The sequence below is a fragment of the Streptosporangium roseum DSM 43021 genome, from assembly GCF_000024865.1.
GTDB classification, from domain to species: Bacteria; Actinomycetota; Actinomycetes; order Streptosporangiales; family Streptosporangiaceae; genus Streptosporangium; species Streptosporangium roseum.
On record NC_013595.1, the window covers coordinates 8,814,782 to 8,836,083 of the forward strand.

The 21,302-nt window shown below is 71.2% G+C and carries 22 protein-coding genes and 3 tRNA genes; 8 read left to right on the plus strand and 17 right to left on the minus strand.

Annotated elements, in window-relative coordinates; all coding sequences use genetic code 11:
- Positions 1-111: 111 nt before the first annotated feature.
- Positions 112-1,677, minus strand: a complete 1,566-nt coding sequence (locus SROS_RS38565; protein ID WP_012894386.1) for a DAK2 domain-containing protein — start codon at positions 1,675-1,677, stop codon at positions 112-114.
- 198 nt (positions 1,678-1,875) lie between these two features.
- Here SROS_RS38565 and rpmB point away from each other — a divergent pair, with 198 nt between their 5' ends.
- Entirely contained in the window at positions 1,876-2,061 is a 186-nt protein-coding gene (rpmB, locus tag SROS_RS38570; RefSeq protein WP_012894387.1) for a 50S ribosomal protein L28, read from the plus strand.
- Between the two features lie 56 nt (positions 2,062-2,117).
- Here the strand turns inward: rpmB and thiD are convergent, their stop codons facing one another.
- From thiD to SROS_RS38585, 3 genes are all read right to left on the minus strand, one after another.
- A complete protein-coding gene (gene thiD, locus SROS_RS38575; RefSeq protein WP_012894388.1) occupies positions 2,118-2,936 on the minus strand; it encodes a bifunctional hydroxymethylpyrimidine kinase/phosphomethylpyrimidine kinase in 819 nt (272 codons plus the stop codon).
- A 15-nt stretch (positions 2,937-2,951) separates the two neighbouring features.
- Entirely contained in the window at positions 2,952-3,788 is an 837-nt protein-coding gene (locus tag SROS_RS38580) for a hypothetical protein (RefSeq protein ID WP_148269345.1), read from the minus strand.
- A gap of 292 nt (positions 3,789-4,080) precedes the next feature.
- Complete coding sequence (locus SROS_RS38585) at positions 4,081-5,037, minus strand: thiamine-phosphate kinase (RefSeq protein ID WP_012894390.1); 957 nt, start codon at positions 5,035-5,037, stop codon at positions 4,081-4,083.
- Positions 5,038-5,088: 51 nt separating this feature from the next.
- Here SROS_RS38585 and SROS_RS38590 point away from each other — a divergent pair, with 51 nt between their 5' ends.
- Together SROS_RS38590 and SROS_RS38595 are read left to right on the plus strand one after the other, a co-directional pair.
- Entirely contained in the window at positions 5,089-5,322 is a 234-nt protein-coding gene (locus tag SROS_RS38590; protein WP_012894391.1) for an Lrp/AsnC family transcriptional regulator, read from the plus strand.
- Between the two features lie 17 nt (positions 5,323-5,339).
- Positions 5,340-5,777: a DUF3515 domain-containing protein gene (locus SROS_RS38595; protein WP_012894392.1), complete on the plus strand. Its 438-nt coding sequence runs from the start codon at positions 5,340-5,342 to the stop codon at positions 5,775-5,777.
- Here SROS_RS38595 and SROS_RS38600 read toward each other — a convergent pair.
- The 4 genes from SROS_RS38600 to SROS_RS38615 are packed head-to-tail and all read right to left on the minus strand — an operon-like array spanning position 5,769 to position 9,890.
- Positions 5,769-6,878, minus strand: coding sequence for a D-alanine--D-alanine ligase family protein (locus SROS_RS38600; protein ID WP_012894393.1), 1,110 nt, complete (start codon positions 6,876-6,878; stop codon positions 5,769-5,771). The genes SROS_RS38595 and SROS_RS38600 overlap by 9 nt on opposite strands.
- 50 nt (positions 6,879-6,928) lie before the next feature.
- The gene (locus tag SROS_RS38605; protein ID WP_012894394.1) at positions 6,929-8,149 is read right to left on the minus strand and encodes a trans-sulfuration enzyme family protein; all 1,221 of its coding nucleotides are present in this window, start codon (positions 8,147-8,149) and stop codon (positions 6,929-6,931) included.
- Positions 8,146-9,156 (minus strand): NAD(P)H-dependent glycerol-3-phosphate dehydrogenase, encoded by a 1,011-nt coding sequence (locus tag SROS_RS38610; RefSeq protein WP_012894395.1) that lies wholly within the window; start codon positions 9,154-9,156, stop codon positions 8,146-8,148. Before SROS_RS38610 ends, SROS_RS38605 begins: the two co-directional genes overlap by 4 nt.
- A gap of 20 nt (positions 9,157-9,176) precedes the next feature.
- Positions 9,177-9,890: a lysophospholipid acyltransferase family protein gene (locus SROS_RS38615; protein ID WP_012894396.1), complete on the minus strand. Its 714-nt coding sequence runs from the start codon at positions 9,888-9,890 to the stop codon at positions 9,177-9,179.
- Positions 9,891-9,956: 66 nt separating this feature from the next.
- Between SROS_RS38615 and cofC the strand changes: the two genes are divergently transcribed.
- On the plus strand, positions 9,957-10,625 hold the full coding sequence (gene cofC, locus SROS_RS38620; RefSeq protein WP_012894397.1) for a 2-phospho-L-lactate guanylyltransferase: 669 nt from the start codon (positions 9,957-9,959) through the stop codon (positions 10,623-10,625).
- Between the two features lie 106 nt (positions 10,626-10,731).
- On the opposite strand, the gene SROS_RS38625 is transcribed toward cofC, so the two are convergent.
- Positions 10,732-11,958: an MFS transporter gene (locus tag SROS_RS38625; protein ID WP_012894398.1), complete on the minus strand. Its 1,227-nt coding sequence runs from the start codon at positions 11,956-11,958 to the stop codon at positions 10,732-10,734.
- 67 nt (positions 11,959-12,025) lie between these two features.
- Here SROS_RS38625 and SROS_RS38630 point away from each other — a divergent pair, with 67 nt between their 5' ends.
- The gene (locus SROS_RS38630) at positions 12,026-12,247 is read left to right on the plus strand and encodes a hypothetical protein (protein WP_043653812.1); all 222 of its coding nucleotides are present in this window, start codon (positions 12,026-12,028) and stop codon (positions 12,245-12,247) included.
- 51 nt (positions 12,248-12,298) lie between these two features.
- Here the strand turns inward: SROS_RS38630 and SROS_RS38635 are convergent, their stop codons facing one another.
- The 4 genes from SROS_RS38635 to leuC form a co-directional block, all read right to left on the minus strand.
- Positions 12,299-12,598: an HU family DNA-binding protein gene (locus tag SROS_RS38635; protein ID WP_012894400.1), complete on the minus strand. Its 300-nt coding sequence runs from the start codon at positions 12,596-12,598 to the stop codon at positions 12,299-12,301.
- Positions 12,599-12,740: 142 nt separating this feature from the next.
- A complete protein-coding gene (locus tag SROS_RS48285) occupies positions 12,741-12,995 on the minus strand; it encodes an SCO5555 family protein (RefSeq protein ID WP_012894401.1) in 255 nt (84 codons plus the stop codon).
- Positions 12,974-13,561 carry a 3-isopropylmalate dehydratase small subunit gene (leuD, locus tag SROS_RS38640; protein WP_012894402.1) on the minus strand — a complete coding sequence of 196 codons (588 nt, stop codon included), beginning with the start codon at positions 13,559-13,561 and terminating at the stop codon, positions 12,974-12,976. Before leuD ends, SROS_RS48285 begins: the two co-directional genes overlap by 22 nt.
- Positions 13,562-13,572: 11 nt before the next feature.
- Positions 13,573-14,952 (minus strand): 3-isopropylmalate dehydratase large subunit, encoded by a 1,380-nt coding sequence (gene leuC / locus SROS_RS38645; protein WP_012894403.1) that lies wholly within the window; start codon positions 14,950-14,952, stop codon positions 13,573-13,575.
- A 70-nt stretch (positions 14,953-15,022) separates the two neighbouring features.
- Between leuC and SROS_RS38650 the strand changes: the two genes are divergently transcribed.
- Both SROS_RS38650 and SROS_RS38655 read left to right on the plus strand, forming a co-directional pair.
- Positions 15,023-15,739, plus strand: a complete 717-nt coding sequence (locus SROS_RS38650; RefSeq protein ID WP_012894404.1) for an IclR family transcriptional regulator — start codon at positions 15,023-15,025, stop codon at positions 15,737-15,739.
- 51 nt (positions 15,740-15,790) lie between these two features.
- Positions 15,791-17,527: a hypothetical protein gene (locus SROS_RS38655; RefSeq protein WP_012894405.1), complete on the plus strand. Its 1,737-nt coding sequence runs from the start codon at positions 15,791-15,793 to the stop codon at positions 17,525-17,527.
- Between the two features lie 60 nt (positions 17,528-17,587).
- Here SROS_RS38655 and SROS_RS38660 read toward each other — a convergent pair whose 3' ends face one another.
- The 4 genes from SROS_RS38660 to SROS_RS38675 form a co-directional block, all read right to left on the minus strand.
- Entirely contained in the window at positions 17,588-18,556 is a 969-nt protein-coding gene (locus SROS_RS38660; RefSeq protein ID WP_012894406.1) for a TlpA disulfide reductase family protein, read from the minus strand.
- Positions 18,557-18,695: 139 nt separating this feature from the next.
- Positions 18,696-18,768: transfer RNA gene (locus tag SROS_RS38665), tRNA-Glu, on the minus strand.
- A gap of 15 nt (positions 18,769-18,783) precedes the next feature.
- Positions 18,784-18,859: transfer RNA gene (locus SROS_RS38670), tRNA-Glu, on the minus strand.
- Positions 18,860-18,920: 61 nt separating this feature from the next.
- A tRNA-Gln gene (locus SROS_RS38675) sits at positions 18,921-18,992 on the minus strand.
- A gap of 174 nt (positions 18,993-19,166) precedes the next feature.
- On the opposite strand from SROS_RS38675, the gene SROS_RS38680 reads away from it, so the two are divergent.
- Positions 19,167-21,146, plus strand: coding sequence for a M3 family metallopeptidase (locus SROS_RS38680; RefSeq protein ID WP_012894407.1), 1,980 nt, complete (start codon positions 19,167-19,169; stop codon positions 21,144-21,146).
- Positions 21,147-21,302 lie beyond the last annotated feature (156 nt).

The window sequence follows — 21,302 nt, forward strand, 5'->3', positions numbered from 1 at the left end:
CGACAGAATTCACGCGGCACCCCCTGCCCGCTCACCGCCCGTCACCGGCTCCCCGGGCGAGGACCGCCGTCTTCGCCCGCGGCGCCGGCACGCGGAACTCACTCGACGAACTCACTCGACGCCGATGAGCAGCGGGTAGCCGCCCTGCCCGCCTTCGTACAGGACGACCTCGACGTCGGGCCGGATCCGGGCCAGATGGTCCTGCACGGCCCTGGCCAGCCCCTCCGGCGCGTTGACGCCTTCGAGCATGGTCACCAGCTCGCTGCTCGACGACACCATGCGACGGGTGATCTCCAGGGCGGTGCCCACGAGGTCGGCGCCGATCACCGCGGCGTCGCCGTCGATGACGCCCAGGACGTCTCCCGGCGCGGTCAGGCCCGCGCTCGTCATCACCTCGCGGTCGGCCACCCAGACGTGCCCGTGCCGGGTGTGCGCGGCGGCCTCGGTCATGGCCACCACGTCGTCGTCGAAGCGCCGCAGCGGATCGTGGACCGCCAGCGCCGCCAGGCCCTGCACCGAGGCTCTGGTGGGCAGCACGCTGACCATCAGGCCCTCCTCGCGGGCGATCTCGGCGGCGGCCGCCGCGACCTCGCGGGTCCCGCTGTCGTTGGGCAGCACCACGACCTCCGCCCCCGCCTCGCGGATGGCCGCGAGCACCGCCGCCAGGGGCGGGCTGGAGCCGGGCTCCCTGCGGACCACCACGGCTCCCGACTGCTCGAACACGGCGCCCAGCGCGGGCCCGGCCGCCACCGCCACCACCCCGCGCCCCCGGGCCGCCGGGTGGGTCCGGCCGGAGCCGACCAGGTAGGTCACCCTGATCCGGTGCGGCCGCCCCGCCCGCATGGCCGCCTCGATCGCCGCGCCCGCGTCGTCCACGTGGACGTGCACGTTCCACAGGCCGTCGCCGCCCACGACCACCAGGGAGTCGCCGAGCGCGTCCAGCTCGCGGCGGAGCGCGCCGACCGCCGCCTCGCCGGCGTCGAGCAGGTACATGACCTCGTAGCCGGGGCCCTCCTCCGGCTCCGGGGCGACCCGGTGGGTCGGCGCCGGGATGTCGACCCGCCCGGTGTAGGAGTCGGTGATCACCGCGGCGAGGCTCTCCAGGATGATCGCCAGGCCCGCACCGCCCGCGTCCACCACGCCGCTCCGGGCGAGCACGTCGAGCTGGTCCGGAGTGCGGCGGAGCGCGGAGCGCGCCTCGTCGGCCGCCCTCCTGGCCACCGAGGCGAGGTCTCCCGTCAGGTCGCGCACCGCCCCGGCGACCGCGGTGAGCACGCTGAGCACCGTGCCCTCGACCGGTCTGGCCACCGCCGCGCGGGCCAGCTCGGCGGCCCTGACCAGGCCGAGCCCGAGGTCGGCGCCCCGCCCCTCGGTCGCCCTGAGCACCTCGGCGAGGCCGCGCAGCGCCTGGCTGACGATGACTCCGGAGTTGCCCCGGGCGCCGAGCAGCGCGCCCTGCGCGAGCGCCTGCCAGGTGGTCGCGGCGTCGGCGTCGCCCGGCAGCCCGTCGAGCGCCTCGGCCGCGGAGAGCATGGTCAGGTGCAGGTTGGTGCCGGTGTCGCCGTCGGGGACGGGGAAGACGTTGAGCGCGTCGATCTCCTCGCGCGCCTTTCCCAGTGTCTCCGCGGCCAGCCGCGACCACTGCCGGACCGCGGGCGGGTCGAGAACCTGCAGCATGCCTGCCCCCCACCCTTCCGGGATGCGCTACGGTTGCCTCTGGAGATTATCCCCGTTCGACCAGTCATGGCGGCCCGTGTTGGCATGCATGGCCGGACATCGGATATCCTCGTGTGGCCAGCCGGTTGTCCCGGCGTGCCCGATGACCGCCCGCTAGTGCGGCGGATCGAGCCTCTCGACTGATATAAGGAGCGAACCGTGGCTTCCGTCTGCGACGTTTGCGCTAAGAAGCCGACCTTCGGCAACAACGTCTCCCACTCGCACCGCCGTACCCGCCGCCGCTGGAACCCGAACATCCAGCCCGTGCGCGCAGTGGTGAACGGCACGCCGAAGCGGCTGAACGTGTGCACCTCCTGCATCAAGGCCGGCAAGGTCACCCGCTAGTCAGACTTTCCGCGCAGCCCGCCGTCCCCGTCCAGGGGGCGGCGGGCTGTCGCTTTTCAGCCGCCTGGCGCCTGGCGCATGCGCCAGGCGTGGTCCACCGGGCCGATGCCCCGGCCCAGCGGGAACCCGTGGGCGATCGCGCCCGTGACGTACGCCTTGGCCCTCTCCACCGCCGCCGGGACGTCCTCGCCGAGCGCCAGGTAGGAGGCGATCGCCGAGGCGAGGGTGCAGCCGGTGCCGTGGGTGTGACGGTTGTCGTGGCGCTCGGCGGTGAGGCGGAACTCCCGGGTGCCGTCGGTCAGCAGGTCCACCGGGGCGCCGGGCAGGTGACCGCCCTTGATCAGCGCCCAGGTGGGGCCCAGCTCCAGGACCGCGTCGGCGGCGCGGCGCAGGTCCCTCTCGTCCTCGACCTTCACCCCGGTGAGCTGCAGAACCTCCCAGAGGTTGGGGGTGACCACGGTGGCCGTGCGGAGCAGGAGCGACTTCACCGTGTCCACGGCCTCGGGGGCGAGCAGCGCGTCACCGTGTTTGGAGACTCCCACCGGGTCCACCACGACCGGCACGTCCACCCCGGCCAGCACCTCGGCGACCGTCTCCACCAGGACGGGCGAGGCCAGCATCCCGGTCTTGATCGCCTGGGCGCCGATGTCGCCGAGCACCGAGTCGAGCTGGGCGCGTACCGCCTCCGGAGGCAGCTCCCAGTATCCCTGCACGCCCAGCGAGTTCTGGGCGGTCACCGCGGCGATAACGCTCATGCCGTGCACGCCCAGGGCCATCATGGTCTTCAGGTCGGCTTGGATGCCCGCGCCCCCGCCGGAGTCGGAGCCGGCGACGGTCAGCACGCGGGGAGGGGTCAAATCGGTCATGTCCTCCATCCAACCAGCTTCCGCTCAGACGACCGCGCACTCTCCCGGCGTGCTCCGGCAGGTCCGCGGGGCCTCCGCGCGGCCGTACGCGGTGAAGGTGAGGACCAGGCTCTCGCCGACCTCTAGGTCCCTGCCCGGTTCGAGCACCAGGGTGTCACCGTCCTGCTTCCAGCCGGCCCCGCTCACCGAGGAGACCTCGCCGCCGACCGGCAGGCTCAGCGCCAGGCCGGTGACCTTCTCGCCCGCGGTGACCGTGAGCTTGGCGGTGTACACCTCCTCCTTCTCCTGCACGACGCCGAAGTCGACCGTGACGGCCGCGCCGCCGGCGGCCGGGATCTCGGGGGGCTCCGGGGCGGACGTCTGGGAGGGCGGCGTGTCCGGGGGCTGGGTGGCGGGCGGGGTGTGCGTCGGGCTCTGCGTCCCGCCGGTGATGAGCGACTCGCCGGTCGTGCTCGGCTCGGCCTCCGGCGCCCGGGTGGGCCGCGCCGGCTCGGTGCGCCGGGGGGCGCGCGTGGCCTTCGGCGTCGGCGTGGGGCTGGTGGAGGCGCGACCGGTCCGCTGACGGGTGACCGCCGGCGTGGGGGAGGGAGTGGTCTTGCCCGTCGCCCGGCCGGGCTCCTCGCTCGGCGCGGGCTCCCCGGTCTGGTCGGCCGGGTCGGTCAGGCCGGTCGGGTAGGACTCCGACCCGCCCGGCGTCTCCGCCGCGCACCCGCCGGGCGGGCAGTCGGCGCTCGACCCCGCCGAGCCGCCCATCACCTGAACGCCGACCACGGTCCCGCCGAGTACCACGGCCACGGCCGCGACGGCCAGCAGCACGGTTCTGAACCGCCTGCCGGAGCCGCGCTTCTCGTCAGGCCACACCGGGTCGGACAGATCGGACGGAGCCGACCACCCCGACCCCAGGAATCCGGTCCGGGGTTCGGTGACCGCCGACTCCTCGGGACGGAGCCGGCGCCCGATCGGCTCGTCGCGATAGCCAGGCTCCGGAGCGTGCTCCGGTTCACGTTTCCCCCGGCTGCGGGGGGCGTCTTGTTCATGTCCACCGTGGCGGCCCATGTTGCCCCTTTCTCTAGGGAGTTTCGGCCGCCCATCTTCATACCAGTTTAATAACCGTTTGTCGCAAATTTCACTGATGTCACATGAGTGGGAAACGTCACTTCTGGAAATGATCCCAGCCGCCGCGGCCCATCGGACGGCCCGTGACCTGCACACCCTCGCCGTCGGTCACCCACCCGATCGCGGTCCACGCCGGCGGGAGCCGTACCCCCTCCGGGAAGGTCGCGGCGAGGGCGTGGTCCTCCCCGCCGGCGAGCATCCACTCCAGCGGGTCGGCGCCGAGGAGCCCGGCGGCCTCCTCCAGCAGGGGATGGACGGCGAAGGACTCCGGGTCCAGCACGATGCCTGCCCGGCTGGCCTCCGCGACGTGCCCCAGGTCCTGGAACAGGCCGTCGCTGACGTCGAGCATCGAGGTCGCGCCGAGCGCGGCCGCCTCCGGCCCGCGGGCGTAGGGCGGCTCCGGGCGGCGGTGGGCGTCGATCAGCGCCGCCGGTTCCGCCCGGCCGCCGTGGAGCAGCGCGAGTCCGGCGGCGGCGTGCCCGAGCCGGCCGGTCACCGCCACCACGTCGCCCGGACGCGCTCCCGAACGCGTGACCGGCTCGCGCCCGCCCAGGTCTCCCAGGGCGGTGACACCGATCACCACCAGGTCGCAGCGGGTGATGTCGCCGCCCACCACGCTGGCGCCGACGAGGTCGCACTCGTCGCGGAAGCCGTCGGTGAGGTCGTCCAGCCAGCCGGTGGCCGCCTCGGGGGGCAGGCCGAGACCGACCACGATGCCGGTGGGGTCGGCGCCCATGGCCACGACGTCGGACAGATTCTGCGCCGCGGCTTTACGGCCGATGTCGTACCCACTGGACCAATCGCGACGAAAGTGCCTACCCTCGATCAATAAGTCCGTCGTCACGACGACCCGGCCATCAGGAGCGCTCACCACGGCGGCATCGTCCCCGGGACCGAGTAATACCGCCCCACCTTGGGGCAAGCGTCCAGTAATACGTGCAACAACTCCGAATTCGCCGAGATCTCCGACTGTGATGACACACCTCCCGTTCATCACAGGGTACGGTGGCCCTTCGGCACTGATCCAATCGCCCGGGAGGACGTTATGGTGCAGGCCTACATCCTTATCCAGACCGAGGTCGGCAAGGCGGCGAACGTGGCCGAGGAGATCTCCGGGATCTCCGGTGTCACGCAGGCCGAGGACGTCACCGGCCCCTACGACGTGATCGTCCGCGCCGAGGCACGGAACGTAGATGAGCTGGGCAAACTTGTCGTGGCTCAGATTCAGGCGGTCGCGGGGATCACACGTACTCTTACGTGTCCCATCGTCCATATCTGATTCTTCAGGAACATGTGATGTCACTCCGGTTCGCTCGTTGGACGGGGTACGCCTGTGCCCTGCTGATCCTGGCGGGATGCAGTAGTACGGTCCGGGTGGATCCACCCACCCCGGAGGGGGCGGCCGCCGCCGCGTGCAGGACACTCGGCGAGCGGCTCCCACAGCGGCTCGACGGCGTCGCCCGGGTGGAGACCACCCCGGCGTCGCCGTACGTCGCCGTGTGGGGGGAGGCCGGGATCGCGCTGCGCTGCGGGGTGCCGCGCCCGGCGACGATGGCGGCCACCGACCAGGTGCCCGAGATCGACGGGGTGGCCTGGTTCTCCGACCCCGCCAGGCCGCTGCTGTTCACCTCGGTCGGCAGGGAGGCCTACGTGGAGGTGACGATCTCCCGGCAGCACACCCCGGAGAACGTCCTCGTCGATCTCGCCGCCCCGATCAAGGCGGCGCTACCGTAGGCCGGGCGAGCGGTGCAGCGCCAGCTGGATCAGCCGCTCGACCAGCTCGGCGTAGGACAGCCCGGTGGCGGCCCACAGCTGCGGCGCGACCGACATCGCGGTGAAGCCCGGCATCGTGTTGATCTCGTTGAGGATCAGCCGGCCGTCGGCGGTGTAGAAGAAGTCGACCCGGGACAGGCCCTCGCAGCCCAGCGCCTCGAACGCGCGGACGGCCATCGCCCGCAGGTTCTCGGCCACGTCGGCGGGGATGTCGGCGGGCACGGACAGGGACATGTCGTCGCCGATGTATTTGGCCTCGAAGTCGAAGAACTCATGGTCGCCACGGACCAGCACCTCGCCGGGCACGCTGGCCCGCGCGGCCTCGTCGCCCAGCGACTCCAGCACCGCGCACTCGATCTCGCGGCCCGCGATCGCGGCCTCGACCAGCACCTTGGGGTCGTGCTCGCGGGCGAACCCGACGGCCGCCTCCAGCTCCTCCAGGTCGTGGGCCTTGGAGATGCCCTGGCTCGACCCGGCACGGGCCGGCTTGACGAAGACCGGCCAGCCGAGCTCCTGGACCTCCTTGAGGACCCGGTCGCGGTCGGTCCGCCAGTCGCGGTCACGGATCACCACGTAGGGGCCGACGGGCAGGCCCGAGGCGGCCAGGACCATCTTCATGTAGGCCTTGTCCATGCCGACCGCGCTGGCCAGCACCCCGGAGCCGACGTAGCGGACCCCGGCCATCTCCAGCAGGCCCTGGATCGTGCCGTCCTCGGCGAACGGCCCGTGCATCACGGGGAAGACCACGTCCACCTGGCCGAGCTCGACCGGGATGCTGCCGGCGTCGTAGGCCACCAGCGAGCCGCCGCCGGACGGCAGCGCCAGGCCCGTGCCCTGGACGTCGACGGACGGCAGCTCGTCGCCCTCGATCGCGTAGCGCTGGTCGCCCGAGGCGAGCACCCACCGTCCGTCCTGGGCGATCCCGATGGGGATCACCTCGTACTTGGACCGGTCGATGGCCCCCAGCACGCTTCCGGCCCCAAGGATGGAGACGGCGTGCTCGGAGTTACGGCCACCGAAGACGATTGCGACCCTCGGCCGGGTTTCGTGCTGCTCGCTCATGATGACCGAATCTACCCTCTCTGGGGGGTCAATCCGCCTGTCAGACGCGCCTATCCGGCCGATTCGGGGAGAGAGTCGAGCGCCTGGGTCACGTCCACGATGAGATCCTCGGCGTCCTCCAGGCCGATGGAGAAGCGGACGGCCGCCGCGTCGATCCCGGAGGCGTCACCGGACCGGCGGTGACCGGCCGAGGCCAGGTGCGTGGCCTTGGTGCGGGTGCCGCCGGCGGAGGTGGCGATCGAGGCGAGCTTGAGGGCGTCGGTCAGCGCCATGCCCGCCCCGTAGCCGCCGCGCGGGGTGATCGTCACGCAGGCGCCGTACCTGGTGCCCTCGGGGCCGGAGTCGAACAGGTGCCGGGCGAGCTGGTGGCCGGGGTGACCGGGCAGGCCGGGGTAGTCGACCCGGCGGACGGCCGGATGCTTGGCCACGGCCGCGGCGAACACCATCGCGGTGGCGCACATCCGGCGCACCCGCAGCGGCAGGGTCTCCAGCCCCCGGCGGAGCAGGAACGCGTCGTCCGGGGAGAGCGTGCCCCCGATGTCGGCGCTGACCTCCCGGAGCCGGGCGATCAGGTCGGGCCGGCCGACCACGACACCGCCCGCGCAGTCGTCGTGGCCGCCGAGGTAGCGGGCCGCGGAGTGGATCACCATGTCGGCGCCGTGTTCGAGGGGACGGCACACGACCGGGGTGGCGAAGGTGGAGTCGACCACCAGCAGCGCCCCGGCCCGGCGGGCGATCCGGTAGAGGCCGCGGATGTCGGAGACGGCCGTCGTGGGATTGGACAGCGTCTCGGCATAGATGATCTTCGTGGCGGGCCGGATCGCCGCCTGCACCCGGGCGAGGTCGCCGTAGTTCACGAACCCGGCCTCGACCCCGAACCGGGACAGCACGTTGGTGATCAGCGAGCGGGTCGCGCCGTACAGCGGGATCGGGGCCACGACGTGCGCGCCCGCGCGCAGGAACGTCATCAGGACCGCGCTGACCGCGGCCATCCCCGACGCGAACGCCTGCCCGGCGACGTCCTCGGGCGCCGCGGCGCCCTCCAGCGAGGCCACCGCCGCGGCGAAGGCGGCGGTGGTGGGGTTCTCGATCCGGCCGTGGGCGGAGCTCTTGTCGTCGAAGGCCTCGGCGTGCCGGGCGGAGTCGGCGGAGCTCCACGCGGAGCTGCGCCACACCGGGAGGCCGAGGGGGGCCTGCTGCGGCGCCTGCGGGGCGGGCAGGTGCACCGATCGGGTGTTCTCGCCCTGCCGTCTGCGGGCGCGGCGGTTCACACGCCGTACCGTTCGGGCTTGGGGGTGCGCGACATCAGCAGCATCGCGGCCTCGCTGGGGGGCATCCCGTCATGGACGACGGCCACCACCACCTCGGTGATCGGCATCTCCACATCGTGCTTTCTGGCCAGCTCCAGGACCGACTCGCAGGACTTGACCCCCTCGGCAGTCTGCTTCGTCGCGGCGATGACCTCGGCCAGAGTCATGCCCTGACCAAGATTCTTACCGAAAGTACGGTTCCGGGACAACGGGGAGGTGCAGGTCGCTATGAGATCACCCATCCCGGCGAGGCCGGCGAAGGTGTGCGGGTCCGCGCCGAGCACCGCGCCCAGCCGGGAGATCTCGGCCAGCCCGCGCGTCATCAGCATCGCCCCGACGTTGTCGCCGAGCCCCATCCCGGCCGCGACGCCGACCGCCAGGGCGATCACGTTCTTGACCGCCCCGCCGAGCTCCACCCCCACCACGTCGGGGTTGGTGTAGGGGCGGAACCACGGCGGCAGGTGGCAGGCCTCCTGGAGCCGTTCCATGGCCCGCTCGTCGGTGCAGGCGACCACGGTCGCGGCGGGCTGGCCCCGGATGATCTCACCCACCAGGTTGGGACCCGACACCACCGCGACCCGCTCCTGGGGCACCTCGGCGACCTCGCAGATCACCTCGCTCATCCGCTTGGTGGTGCCCAGCTCGATGCCCTTCATCAGGCTGACCAGCACCGCGCCGGACGGCAAATACGGCTTCCAGCCGATCAGGTTGGACCGCAGGGTCTGGGAGGGGACCGCCAGCACCACGAAGTCGGCGCCGTCGAGAGCCTCGGCGGGGTCGGTCGTGGCCCGCAGGGTCTCCGGCAGCGTCGCGCCGGGCAGGTAGTCGGGGTTCTCGTGGCGGCGGTCGATCGCCTCCACTATCTCCGGGCGCCTGCCCCACAGGGTCGTCTGCGTGCCCGCCCCCGCCATGATCATCGCAAAGGTGGTGCCCCACGATCCCGTGCCGAATACAGCCGCCTTGGTCATTTCATCACCGTACGCCGAAGTCAGTTGTCGGAAGGTTTCTTGAACGGCGCATCGGGCGCCTTCTCCTCGCGTAACTCAGCGAGCAGGGCGGTGATCGCCGTCATGATGTCGGCGGTCGCCTCGCGCAGGACCTCGGCGTGGAGCTCCTGCCCCGCGTACTTCGACAGGTCGACCGGCGGGCCGGTCAGCACGCTGAAGGTCCTGCGGGGGAAGAGCCGGGGCCTCTTGCTCCCGTAGGGGAGGATCTCCTGCGCGCCCCAGTGGGCCACCGGGATCACCGGCACGCCGGCGGCCAGGGCCAGCCGGGCCGCCCCGGTCTTGCCCTCCATGGGCCAGAAGCGGGGGTCGCGGGTGCAGGTGCCCTCGGGGTAGAACAGCACGCACGCCCCGTCGGCGAGCCTCCGCTCGGACTCCCTGAGCGAGCGGATCGCCTCGGCGCTCCCCCGGTAGACAGGGATGGCCATCAGCGACCTCACCATGTGCCCGAGCACCGGCACGGAGAAGAGCCCCGACTTGGCCAGGATCGTCGGCCAGCGCCCGTTGGCGTAGAGGTAGTGCGACAGCAGGATGGGGTCCAGCCAGGAGAGGTGGTTGGTCGCCAGGATGATCCCGCCGGCCCGGGGCAGGCGGTCGGCCCGGCGCCAGTCCTTCTTGACCAGGAGCCAGGCGGTCGGCTTGACGATCGCGACCGCCACGGCGACCCAGAACCGGGAAGGCCATCCAGGGCGTCTCATAGCTCCTCCATGTAAGCGCGATGCGCCCTAAGTGTCCCGGTTGACGCTGTGGGATGTCGAGGCGGGATGCTTAAGGCTATGCCTGCTTCGGAGAGCTCCGGCTGGACCCTCGTCGTCCCCGTCAAGACATTGGTCGCCGCCAAGACACGATTGTCGGAGGCGGCGGGCCCACACCGGGCCGCACTCGCCGTGGCGATCGCCTGCGACACCGTCGAAGCCGCGCTGAGCTGCGTGATCGTCGCGCGGATCGTGGTGGTGACGGGCGACCCGCTGGCGGCCGAGGCGCTCGGCGGGGTGGGCGCCCACGTGGTCGGCGACCCGGAGGCGGGGCTGAACGCGGCGCTGCGGCGCGGAGCGCAGGAGGCGGTACGGCTGGCGCCCGGCGACGCCGTCGGCGCGCTCCAGGCCGACCTCCCCGCCCTCCGCCCGGCGGAGCTGGCGCTCGTGCTGACCGCGGCCGCGGAGTTCGAGCAGGCGTTCCTGCCGGACGCCGCCGACGTCGGCACGACCTTCTACGGCGTACGGCCCGGCGTCCCGTTCACCCCGGGGTTCGGCGGCGAGTCACGCGACCGCCACCTGCGGCGTGGCGCGAAGGAGATCTGCCTGGACGGGATCGACTCGGTCCGCAGGGACGTGGACACCCCCGACGACCTGCGAGCGGCCCTGGCCCTCGGCCTGGGGCCCCGCACCCTGGCGATGGTGGAGAGGATCAGAGGAGGATTCCCCTCCCCGTGACCACGGCGGTCAATGCCCCCGCATCTGCCTCCCCGCGTCCGGCGACGGCCGGTCCGACCCGGGCATGGAGATCGTCATCCGCACCCGGCCTCCGTCGCCGGGGAGGCTAGAGGCGCAGGACCCTCCGGTAGGTCAGAACCGGAAGGTGGGCGACGGCGATGCCGGCCGCGCCGATCCAGATGGTGGCGTGCGCGCCGGACCACTCCCCCAGCACCCCGCCGAGCAGGCCGCCGATCGGCGCCGCGCCCCACATCAGGAATCGCATGCTGGCGTTCATCCGGCCGAGCAGGTGCTCCGGCGTGATCCGCTGGCGGTAGCTGAGCTGGTTGATGCCGAACACCGCACCGCCCACGCCGCTCAGCGCGCAGCCGAGCGGGAACAGCACCAGCAGCGGCCCCTCGGCGGCCATCGGCGCGATCAGGATGGCCAGCGCGGCCAGGGCGGCTCCGCCGTACATGGCCCGGCCCGCTCCGAAGCGGGCCGCGGCGCGTGGGGCCAGCACCGCCCCGGCCAGTGAGCCGACGGCGCCGCCGGACAGCAGCAGGCCGTAGACCGCCGGGTTCACGTGGAGGACCTTGAGCATGAAGATCGGCTGGGCGACGGCCCAGACGCCGTTGGACAGCATGGTGAGCGCGCCGAGCATGGCGATGCGCCGGAGTACCGGCTCTCCCATGACGTAGCGGATCCCCTCGCCGATCTCCTCCCTGAGCCTGCGGCGCTCCACGGCCGGCGTGGCCGTCTCCTCCGCGCGGACCCCGCCGAGCAGCAGCGCCGAGACCAGGTAACTGATCGCGTCGGCGAGCAGGGCGATCGGCGCGGTGACCGCGTGCACCAGCCACCCGCCCAGCGCCGGGCCCGACAGCACTGCGGTGTTGCGCAGCGTCTCCAGGATGCCGTTCCCCGTGAGCAGGTCGTCCTTGCCGACCAGCGAGGGCAGGAAACTCATGTGCGCGACGTCGAAGAAGACCGCGCCGAGGCCCATGAGCAGCGCGACCGCGTAGAGGTGGGGCAGGGTCAGCGCGTCCAGGGCGACCGCGAGCGGGACCGACAGCAGCGCGACGCCGCGCATCAGGTCGCTCCAGATCAGGATCGGGCGGCGACGCAGCCGGTCCACCCACACGCCCACGGGCAGCCCGATGAGCAGGAAGGCGGCCAGCTCGGCCGCGGTCAGCAGGCCGATCTGGAAGAAGCTCGCGTCGAGGGTGAGCACCGCCACCAGCGGCAGGGCGACGATCGTGATCTGGGTCCCGAACTGGCTGATCGCGTCGGCTCCCAGGAAGAGCCGGAACGACCGGTCCCGCCACATGCCGGCGCCGCCGCCCACGGTGTGCATGAACAGGGATCGTGGCGGTCCCGCACGGGACGGGTCAAAGCCTTTTCCGAAGGGCTACGCTGATCGGGTGCAGGCGACGGTGCGGAACTTTGACCCGGCGACCAGGTCGGGGACGGTGTTCCTGGACGACGGGACGGAAGTCCCGTACGGCAGCGCGGCCTTCGACGCCGGGCCGCTGCGGCTGCTCCGCTCGGGCCAGCGGGTGAACATCACCGTGGACGGCGGCCAGGTCACCTACATCACGCTCTCGACCTTCCCGATGCCGGGTCAGGCCGACCGGCCCGGATAAGCCGGACGCCCGGATCCCCTCACCGGGAATCCGGGCCGCCCATGCGGAGCCCTACTTTTTCTTCGCGGCCTTCTTTCCCTCCACGTTGACGAGCTCCTTGAAGTCCGATCCGGGCCGGAACTTCGGCCCCCAGCTCTCGGCGACCTTGATCTCGGCGCCGGTCGAAGGGTTCCGAGCCGTGCGAGCGGGCTTGTGCACCATCTCGAAGGCGCCGAAGCCCGTGATCGAGACCTTGTCCCCGCTGGCGACAGCTTTCTGAATGGCGTCGAGCACCGCGTTCACGGCCTCGGTTGCTGTCTTCTTGTCGCCCACCCGATCCGCGATCGCGTCGACGAGTTCCTTCTTGTTCATAAAAGTTGCTCCCCCTGTTACCGATGTCTGGGAGTGGGTCATGAGGCAGAAAACCCGTCTCACCCGATTTGTCACGGCACGGGGTCTCAACAGAACGAGAAACCCCTTGCCCGCTTGAAATTAAGGGACGGAGCCTTGTGACTCAATCACCTTCCGCAATGTTTCCAGCACTCGGCGTATCTGAAACCAGAGCATCAAGGTCTAGAAGGAATAAATCAAGACGCCCCGCTGCATGGCTGAGATCACGCTTGGCGACATCACAGATGGAGAGCAGGCGCCTGCTCAGGCGCTCCCTCTGCGGGAGGGACACGGGCAGCACGCGGACGCGGCGGTGCGCCTCGCGCAGCCGCCACGCCAGCTCGTCTTCTGAACGCGTCAGACGGTCGTCGGCAGCCATGGCTGCCGCCCATTCTCGTACACCGCGACGGCATCGGCATTACGCAGGGTCAGCCCGATGTCGTCCAGCCCCTCCATCAGCCGCCAGCGCGTGTAGTCGTCGATCTCGAACCCGGCGATCTCCCCGGCCCAGCGGACCTGGCGTTCCCCCAGGTCAACCGTGATTTCCAGAGTGGGATCGGCCTCCACGGCCGCCTGCAGGGCCTCGACGGCGGCGGCCGGCAGGACAACCGGCAGCAAGCCCATCTTGGTGGAATTATTACGGAAGATATCGCCGAAACGGGCCGCGATCACGACGCGGAAGCCGTACTGCTGCAGAGCCCAGACGGCATGCTCGCGCGAGGAGCCGGTGCCGAAGTCGGGTCCGGAGACGAGGATCGATGCGCCCTCGTGGACGGGGTCGTTCAGGACGAACGCCGGGTCCTCGCGCCAGGCCGAGAACAGGCCCTTCTCGAATCCGGTCCGGCTGACCTGCTTGAGCCAGACCGCCGGGATGATCTGGTCGGTGTCCACGTTGCTGCGGCGCAGCGGCACGGCCCGGCCGGTGTGGGTGGTGAAAGCTTCCATGATCGGTTCTCCTAGACCAGGTCGGCGGGCGCGGTCAGCTTGCCGGTGACGGCGGTCGCGGCGGCGACCTGAGGGGAGACCAGGTGGGTACGGCCGCCCTTGCCCTGGCGTCCCTCGAAGTTGCGGTTGGAGGTCGACGCGCTGCGCTCGCCGGGGGCGAGCGTGTCGGGGTTCATGCCCAGGCACATCGAGCAGCCCGCCTCGCGCCACTCGGCGCCCGCCGCCTTGAAAACCTCGTGCAGCCCCTCCTGCTCGGCCTGGAGCTTGACCAGCATCGAGCCCGGGACGATGAGCGTGCGGGTGACGACCTGGCGGCCGCGCAGCACCTCGGCCACGGCCCGCAGGTCCTCCAGCCGCCCGTTGGTGCAGGAGCCGACGAAGACCGTGTCCACCGCGACGTCGCGGAGCGGGGTGCCCGCGGTCAGGCCCATGTACTCCAGCGCGCGCTCGGCCGCGGCCGGGTCGTCGGTGTCCTGCGGGGCCGGCACCGCCGACCCCAGCGGAGCACCCTGGCCCGGGTTCGTGCCCCAGGTGACGAACGGGGTCAGCGTCGTGGCGTCGATCTCCACGACCGTGTCGAAGACGGCGTCCTCGTCGGTCGTCAGGGACTTCCAGTATTCGACCGCGGCGTCCCAGTCGGCGCCGGCCGGCGCGTGGGGGCGGCCCTTGAGGTAGTCGAACGTGGTCTCGTCCGGAGCGATCAGGCCCGCCCGGGCGCCCGCCTCGATGGACATGTTGCAGACGGTCATCCGGCCCTCCATGGAGAGCTTGCGGATGGCCTCGCCGCGGTATTCGACGATGTAGCCCTGGCCGCCGCCGGTGCCGATCTTGGCGATGATCGCCAGGATCAGGTCCTTGGCCGTGACGCCGGCCGGCAGCTCGCCGGAGACCTCGATGGCCATCGTCTTGGGCCGGTAGGCGGGCAGCGTCTGGGTGGCCAGCACGTGCTCCACCTCGGAGGTGCCGATGCCGAAGGCGATGCCGCCGAAGGCGCCGTGGGTGGAGGTGTGAGAATCGCCACAGACGATCGTCATGCCCGGCTGGGTGAGGCCGAACTGCGGCCCGATGATGTGCACGACGCCCTGGCCCGCGTCACCCATCGGGTGCAGCCGGATGCCGAACTCGGCGCAGTTCTTGCGCAGCGTCTCGACCTGGGTGCGCGACACCGGGTCCTTGATCGGACCGAGCAGGGTCGGGACGTTGTGGTCCTCGGTGGCGATCGTGAGTTCGGGTCGCCGGACGGGGCGTCCCGCCATGCGCAGGCCGTCGAACGCCTGCGGGCTGGTCACCTCGTGAATGAGGTGAAGGTCGATGTAGAGCAGATCAGGTTCTCCATCGGCACGTCGCACGACGTGCTGCTCCCAGACCTTCTCCGCCAGCGTGCGGCCCATGTCGCCTCCTTGCGATCGCTATTCCGCACCCCACTTGCTTTCTCATATGTCGAGACGGCAGTATCGGTGTATGGACAACTCTAGCGGAGTCGGCGTACTCGACAAGGCCGTGCTCGTGCTCAATGCCCTTGAAGCCGGTCCGGCGTCCCTCGCGCAGCTCGTCCAGGCCACCGGTCTGGCACGCCCCACCGCCCACCGGCTCGCCGTCGCGCTGGAGCACCACCGCATCGTCTCCCGCGACACGCAGGGCCGATTCGTGCTGGGCCCGCGGCTGTCGGAGTTGTCCACGGCGGCAGGGGAGGACAGGTTGCTGGCCGTCGCCTCGCCGGTGCTGGTCCAGCTCCGGGACCTTACGGGAGAAAGTGCACAACTTTACCGGCGGCAGGGGGACGAGCGGGTGTGCGTGGCCGCCGCCGAGCGTTCCAGCGGGCTGCGCGACACCGTCCCGGTCGGCGCCGCCCTGCCGATGCTCGCCGGATCGGCGGCGCAGATCCTGCTGGCCTGGGAGGAGCCGGACCGCCTCCACCGGGGGCTGCGCGGGGCCAAGTTCACCGCGGCCACGCTGGCGAGCGTCCGGCGCAGGGGCTGGGCGCACAGCGTCGGCGAGCGCGAGCAGGGTGTGGCCAGTGTCTCGGCGCCGATCCGGGGCTCGGGCGGCAAGGTCGTCGCCGCGGTCTCGGTCTCCGGTCCGATAGAGCGCCTCACCCGTACTCCGGGCAGGCTGCACGCCGCCCCCGTGGTCACCGCCGCCGAACGGATCACCGAGACGATGCGACGGGCCAACTGAACCGTGCGATATGGGGAGGCGAGCACCCTTGCGGCCCCCTAGGCTGGGGAGGTGACAGATCGCATCGAGGCAGCCGCGGCTGAACTGCGTCCCCTGCTCCAAGAATTCATCCTCTGGGCGCGCGAGAACGCACCCGGCAGCGACTCCAACCTGGTCGGCCCGGTGGTCCTGTGGCACCGGCTGATCGCCTCCGACAACGTCGGTCGGTGGAAGCGGGCCGATCTGCGCACGGTGCTCCTCGACCGGATGCCGCAGGTGGTGGAGGACCCGGACGCCGCCGCCGACGGCATGGTGCCCGCGGTCCGCGCCTATCTGACGTTCCTGTCGGAGACGGACCGGCTGGCCACGGGCTCCTCCTCGCTCAAGGAGCTGCTCGCCGAGATCGACGACCTCGAGGACGACTTCGTCGACGCGATGGAGGACATCGTCGTCGACCAGGACGAATACGAGGACGACGAGGAGGAGGACGAGGGGCTGGGTGACTTCGAGCCGTTCGCGGACGAGCTCGCCGAGCTGCCGACGATCCGGCTCCGCCCCGACGCCGAGCTGGCCGCGGCGACCCGGCAGGCGACTCTGATCTCCAAGGCCCGCGACCTCGCGGTCTGGGTCGGCTCCGAGCGCCGGGTGGGCGAGACGAGCCTGCTGACCGACGCCGAGATCACCGAGGCCCTGGCCGCTCTGGGACTGCCCGCGCCCGCACCGGGCGGCAAGCCGCTGGCCGACTCCGTGCCCGCGCTCTGGAACATCTGGAACCTCGCGATCGACCTGGACTTCCTCCAGCCCGAGGGCGAGGACACCGTCAGCGCCGACGCCGACACCGCCGACTGGCCCTTCGAGGAGGACGACGACGCCCTCGACGTCTGGATGGCCGGGCTGCACTCGATCGACTACGGCGACCCGGAGCTGGAGGACGAGGACGCCACGATCGCCCTGTCGGGGCTGACCCGGGCGCTGCTGGTCCGGGTGCTCCTGGCGACCGGCTCCAAGCCGCTGGCCGAGCTCCGCACCGAGCTGGCGGAGGCCGCCGCCGAATACGACGAGCGGGGCGCCGAGGCCTGGGCCGCCGCCACCGCGCAGTACGGCGACCCGCTCAACCCCGTGCTCGACTGGCTGGCCGGCTACGGCATGGTCGAGGTCGAGCACGACCAGGTACGGCTGACACCGCTCGGCATGGAGGGCGTGGTCCACCTGACCGACGACGCCGACATCGAGCTGGACGCCCGGCCCGCCATCGACGCGATGACGGCCCTGGACCTGCTCTCCTTCAGCGCGGAGCTGCCCGAGGAGGAGGCGGACGCCGAGTTCGCCGCCTGGATGGAGCTGCGCGAGCCCGACCGGGCCGCCAAGGAGCTGCTGGAGGCCGCGGCCGAGGACGACGCGGACGCCCTGATCCGGGTCCAGGCGGCCAGCATGGTCGGCTCGCTCGGCGAGGTGGCCGTGCCCGCCTGGCAGGACGCCCTCGACGAACCGTCCCTGCGCCCCTACGCGGCCACCCACCTGGCCCAGCTCGGCGTCGACGACGCTCCCCCGCCCACCCAGGCCGACACCCACTGGCTGATCCTCGACATGCTGACCATCTCCGCCGGTCTCGGCCGGCCGGAGTTCGTCAGCAGCCTGGACGACATCGGCAACGTGCCGAACCTGGTCAACCTGCTCGACGTGATCTGGAAGGTGCCGCACCCGCATCTGGAGGAGCTGCTGGAGGCGATCGGCAAGGCCCACCCGGACAAGCAGGTGGGCAAGGCCGCCAAGCGGGCCTTGTTCAAGGCCCGCTCCACCCACAACTGACGGGCGGAACCGGCGCGGGCGAGAGGGGGATCGGCTGCGCCGGCCGTACCGGCAGGTCGTTCACCGGGGAGCCTCCTCATGCCAGTCGGGCAGCGGGCGGTAGATCGCGACACCGCTGTCCTCCAGCTCCTGGCGGAGGTCGAAGTACGCCTCGCCGAACGGGTCCACCCCGTTGAGCGGCATCAGGCCGCGCCGGATGGCCAGGTCGTGCGGGGCCAGCTCGGCGGCCCGGGCGAGATGCCGCTCGCCGGCCGCCCTGCGGTCATCGCGGAACAGCCATGCCGCCAGCCGTCCGTGCAGCCGGGCCAGGCGCTCGTCGCCGGTGGGGGCGCGCAGCTCCCGGAGGGCCGTCCCCGCGTCGCCGTCGATCACCCACCTGCGCAGGGCCGCGGTGGCCCGCTCGGAGGACAGACCGTTCATCGACCGGAAGGTGTCGGTGGCGGTCATGGTGTCCTGCGGCCGGGCGATCCTGCCCTCCTCGTCGATCCAGACCACGGTCGGCACGTTGATCACGTTGTAGAGCTCGGCGATCCGTCCGTCCGCGTCGATCACCGCCGGGTGGGTGACGTCCGCGAGCCACTCCCGCGCGTCCTGCGGGTCGCGGTCGAGAGAGACGCTGACCACGCTGAACCCGTACCCTCCGAGCTCCCGGTGCAGGGCCTCCCAGGCGGGCAGGTCGTAGCGGCAGCCGCACCAGGAGGCCCAGAAGACCAGCGCGACCTTGGTGCCGCGCAGGCCGGCGAGCGGCCCGAACTCCGGGGCCCGGCCGAGGGCGGGCGCAGCCGGCTCGCCGACCACGACCACGCCCTCGTCCAGGTCGGCCACCGCCTGCCTGCCGAGCAGCTCGGCGAACCGCACCAGGTCCACACCGTCCTCGGTCTCCGCGGCGACGGCGCGGAACGACGGGATGCACGCGTCTCCCCTGCACCAGCCGTGCGGCTTGCGCTCCCAGCCGAGAATGGGCACCCCGTGCGGCACGACCAATCCGTCGATCTTCTCCTCGTGCCCGTCGGCGAGCAAGGTGATCATCTTCAGCCCCCTATTGGATAGCGTTACTCTCCAATTATTGGACAGTGAAGCTATCCAAACAAGAGGCGGTCCCCGGAAAGATGTGGCCGGAGAAGCAGAAAACCCCCGGAAGCCTATGCTTCCGGGGGTTTCACCCATGTAGCCCCGACCGGATTCGAACCGGCGCTACCGCCTTGAGAGGGCGGCGTCCTAGGCCACTAGACGACGGAGCCTTGCAGAGATGACAGTGGTAGTCCCGACCGGATTCGAACCGGCGCTACCGCCTTGAGAGGGCGGCGTCCTGGGCCACTAGACGACGGGACCCTACACACTGTCGTCGGATTCGGGGGGACCGAACCCGCAGCATCTCTTGACAGAGATGCAGCTGGGGTACCAGGACTCGAACCTAGAACAACTGAACCAGAATCAGCCGTGTTGCCAATTACACCATACCCCACCGCGCTTGACCCCCTTGCGGGGCTCGTTGGCGACTCCGAAAGAATAGCCCAGGTTGGGGGTCAAGGCCAAAACGATTGACGGCGGCCGGATCCCCCTGGCGGCGGAGTGCACCCGGGGGTCCGTTATGTAACGCTGCTTTCGGAGATCCGTCCGCATGTGAGGAGCCTGAGCCTTGGCTGAGAACCCGTTCTTCTCCCCCAGCACGTTGCCCTACAAGCTGCCCAACTTCGCCGAGATCCGGGAGGAGCACTACCTGCCCGCGTTCGAGCGCGGCATGACCGACCAACTACGGGAGGTCGAGGCGATCGCCGGCGACCCCGGCCCGGCGACGTTCGCCAACACGGTCGAGGCCCTGGAACGCTCGGGCCAGATCCTGAAACGGGCGGCGACGGTGTTCATGAGCATCGCCTCCTCCGACGCCACCGACGGCATCCGGGAGATCGAGACCGAGATCCTCCCCAAGCTGACCAAGCACGGCGACGCCATCCACCTCAACCGCGCCCTCTACGAGCGGATCAAGCAGGTCGCCACCGAGGACCCGGAGGAGGCGTGGCTGCTGGAGAAGTACCGCGTGGACTTCGTCCGGGCCGGCGCCGACCTGTCCGAGGCCGACCAGGAGCGGCTCAAGGGGCTCAACGAGGAGCTGACCAAGCTCGCCACCACCTTCTCGCAGAACCTGCTGACGGCCTCCACCGCCTCCGCGCTGGTCGTCGAGGACGTCAGCGAGCTCGACGGGCTCTCCGAGAGCGCGATCAAGGCGATCGAGAAGGACGGCAAGTACGTCCTGCCGCTGCTCAACTTCACCAACCAGCCCGCCCTGGCCGAGCTGACCGACCGGCAGACCCGCAGGAAGCTGTACGAGCTGTCGGTGAGCCGGGCGCCGGAGAACTTCGACCTGGCCGTCAAGCTGGCGACGCTCCGCGCCGAGCGGGCCGCCCTGCTCGGCTACCCCAGCCACGCCGCCTACTCCGTCGCCGACCAGACGGCCAAGACCACCGACGCCGTCGAGGAGATGCTCGGCAAGCTGGTGGGCCCGGCGGTGGCCAACGCCCGCCGCGAGGCCGAGCTGCTGAGCGAGCAGGCCGGCTTCCCCATCGAGGCGTGGGACTGGTCGTTCTACGCGGAGAAGGTGCGTAAGGCGCGCTACGACTTCGACAGCTCCGAGCTGCGCCCCTACTTCGAGCTGGACCAGGTGCTGCGGGACGGTGTCTTCCACGCCGCCGGCGAGCTGTACGGGATCACCTTCGCCGACCGGGACGACCTGGCCGGCTACCACCCGGACGTACGGGTCTTCGAGGTGTTCAACGCGGACGGCTCGCAGCTCGGCCTGTTCGTGTTCGACCCCTACGCCCGGCCGACCAAGCGCGGCGGCGCGTGGATGAACAACCTCGTGGACCAGTCGCACCTGTTCGGCGAGCTGCCCGTGGTGATGAACAACCTCAACGTCACCAAGCCCGCCGAGGGCCCGACCCTGCTGACCTTCGACGAGGTCAACACCGCCTTCCACGAGTTCGGCCACGCCCTGCACGGCCTGTTCTCCGACGTCCGCTTCCCCCGGGTCTCCGGCACCGAGGTGCCGCGCGACTTCGTGGAGTACCCCTCGCAGGTCAACGAGATGTGGGCGACCTGGCCGTCGGTCCTCGCCAACTTCGCCAGGCACCACGAGACCGGGGAGCCGGTTCCGGCGGAGCTGCTGGAGAAGATGAAGGCCGCCGAGAAGTTCAACCAGGGCTTCGCGACCGTGGAGTATCTCGCCGCGGCGCTGCTCGACTGGGCCTGGCACAAGCTGGCCCCCGGCGAGACCGTCGAGGACGCCGAGGCGTTCGAGGCCGCGGCCCTGGAGCGCGCGGGGATCGCCTTCGACCTGGTCCGCACGCGCTACCGGACCAACTACTTCGCCCACATCTTCTCCAGCGGCGTGGGCGGCTACAGCGCCGGCTACTACTCCTACATCTGGAGTGAGGTGCTGGACGCCGAGAGCGTCGAGTGGTTCAAGGAGAACGACGGCCTCAAGCGCGGCAACGGCGACCACTTCCGGTCCGCCCTGCTGTCGGTCGGCGGCTCCATGGACGTGATGGCCGCCTTCCGCAACTTCCGCGGTCGCGACCCTCGCATCGAGCCCCTGCTGGAGCGCCGCGGGCTGCTGACCTGATCCCTCCCCCCGGCCGGGGCTGAGACGGCTCCACCCCGGCCGGAGGGCTCCGGGCCGCCACCGGACGGCATCCGCCCGCCTTCCCGCCCTCCAGAACGGCCTGGCGGCCCGCCGGGCGACCTCCAGGCACCGGCCCACGCTCCGGGACCGGCGGCC

Bases quoted from the DNA above. Each gene is read 5' to 3' on its own strand.
- SROS_RS38565 (WP_012894386.1), bottom strand. From the start codon at position 1,677: ATGCTGCAGGTTCTCGACCCGCCCGCGGTCCGGCAGTGGTCGCGGCTG.
- thiD (WP_012894388.1), bottom strand. From the start codon at position 2,936: ATGGAGGACATGACCGATTTGACCCCTCCCCGCGTGCTGACCGTCGCC.
- SROS_RS38585 (WP_012894390.1), bottom strand. From the start codon at position 5,037: ATGAACGGGAGGTGTGTCATCACAGTCGGAGATCTCGGCGAATTCGGA.
- SROS_RS38590 (WP_012894391.1), top strand. From the start codon at position 5,089: ATGGTGCAGGCCTACATCCTTATCCAGACCGAGGTCGGCAAGGCGGCG.
- SROS_RS38595 (WP_012894392.1), top strand. From the start codon at position 5,340: ATGTCACTCCGGTTCGCTCGTTGGACGGGGTACGCCTGTGCCCTGCTG.
- SROS_RS38600 (WP_012894393.1), bottom strand. From the start codon at position 6,878: ATGAGCGAGCAGCACGAAACCCGGCCGAGGGTCGCAATCGTCTTCGGT.
- SROS_RS38610 (WP_012894395.1), bottom strand. From the start codon at position 9,156: ATGACCAAGGCGGCTGTATTCGGCACGGGATCGTGGGGCACCACCTTT.
- SROS_RS38615 (WP_012894396.1), bottom strand. From the start codon at position 9,890: ATGAGACGCCCTGGATGGCCTTCCCGGTTCTGGGTCGCCGTGGCGGTC.
- cofC (WP_012894397.1), top strand. From the start codon at position 9,957: ATGCTTAAGGCTATGCCTGCTTCGGAGAGCTCCGGCTGGACCCTCGTC.
- SROS_RS38625 (WP_012894398.1), bottom strand. From the start codon at position 11,958: ATGCACACCGTGGGCGGCGGCGCCGGCATGTGGCGGGACCGGTCGTTC.
- SROS_RS38635 (WP_012894400.1), bottom strand. From the start codon at position 12,598: ATGAACAAGAAGGAACTCGTCGACGCGATCGCGGATCGGGTGGGCGAC.
- SROS_RS48285 (WP_012894401.1), bottom strand. From the start codon at position 12,995: ATGGCTGCCGACGACCGTCTGACGCGTTCAGAAGACGAGCTGGCGTGG.
- leuD (WP_012894402.1), bottom strand. From the start codon at position 13,561: ATGGAAGCTTTCACCACCCACACCGGCCGGGCCGTGCCGCTGCGCCGC.
- leuC (WP_012894403.1), bottom strand. From the start codon at position 14,952: ATGGGCCGCACGCTGGCGGAGAAGGTCTGGGAGCAGCACGTCGTGCGA.
- SROS_RS38650 (WP_012894404.1), top strand. From the start codon at position 15,023: ATGGACAACTCTAGCGGAGTCGGCGTACTCGACAAGGCCGTGCTCGTG.
- SROS_RS38660 (WP_012894406.1), bottom strand. From the start codon at position 18,556: ATGATCACCTTGCTCGCCGACGGGCACGAGGAGAAGATCGACGGATTG.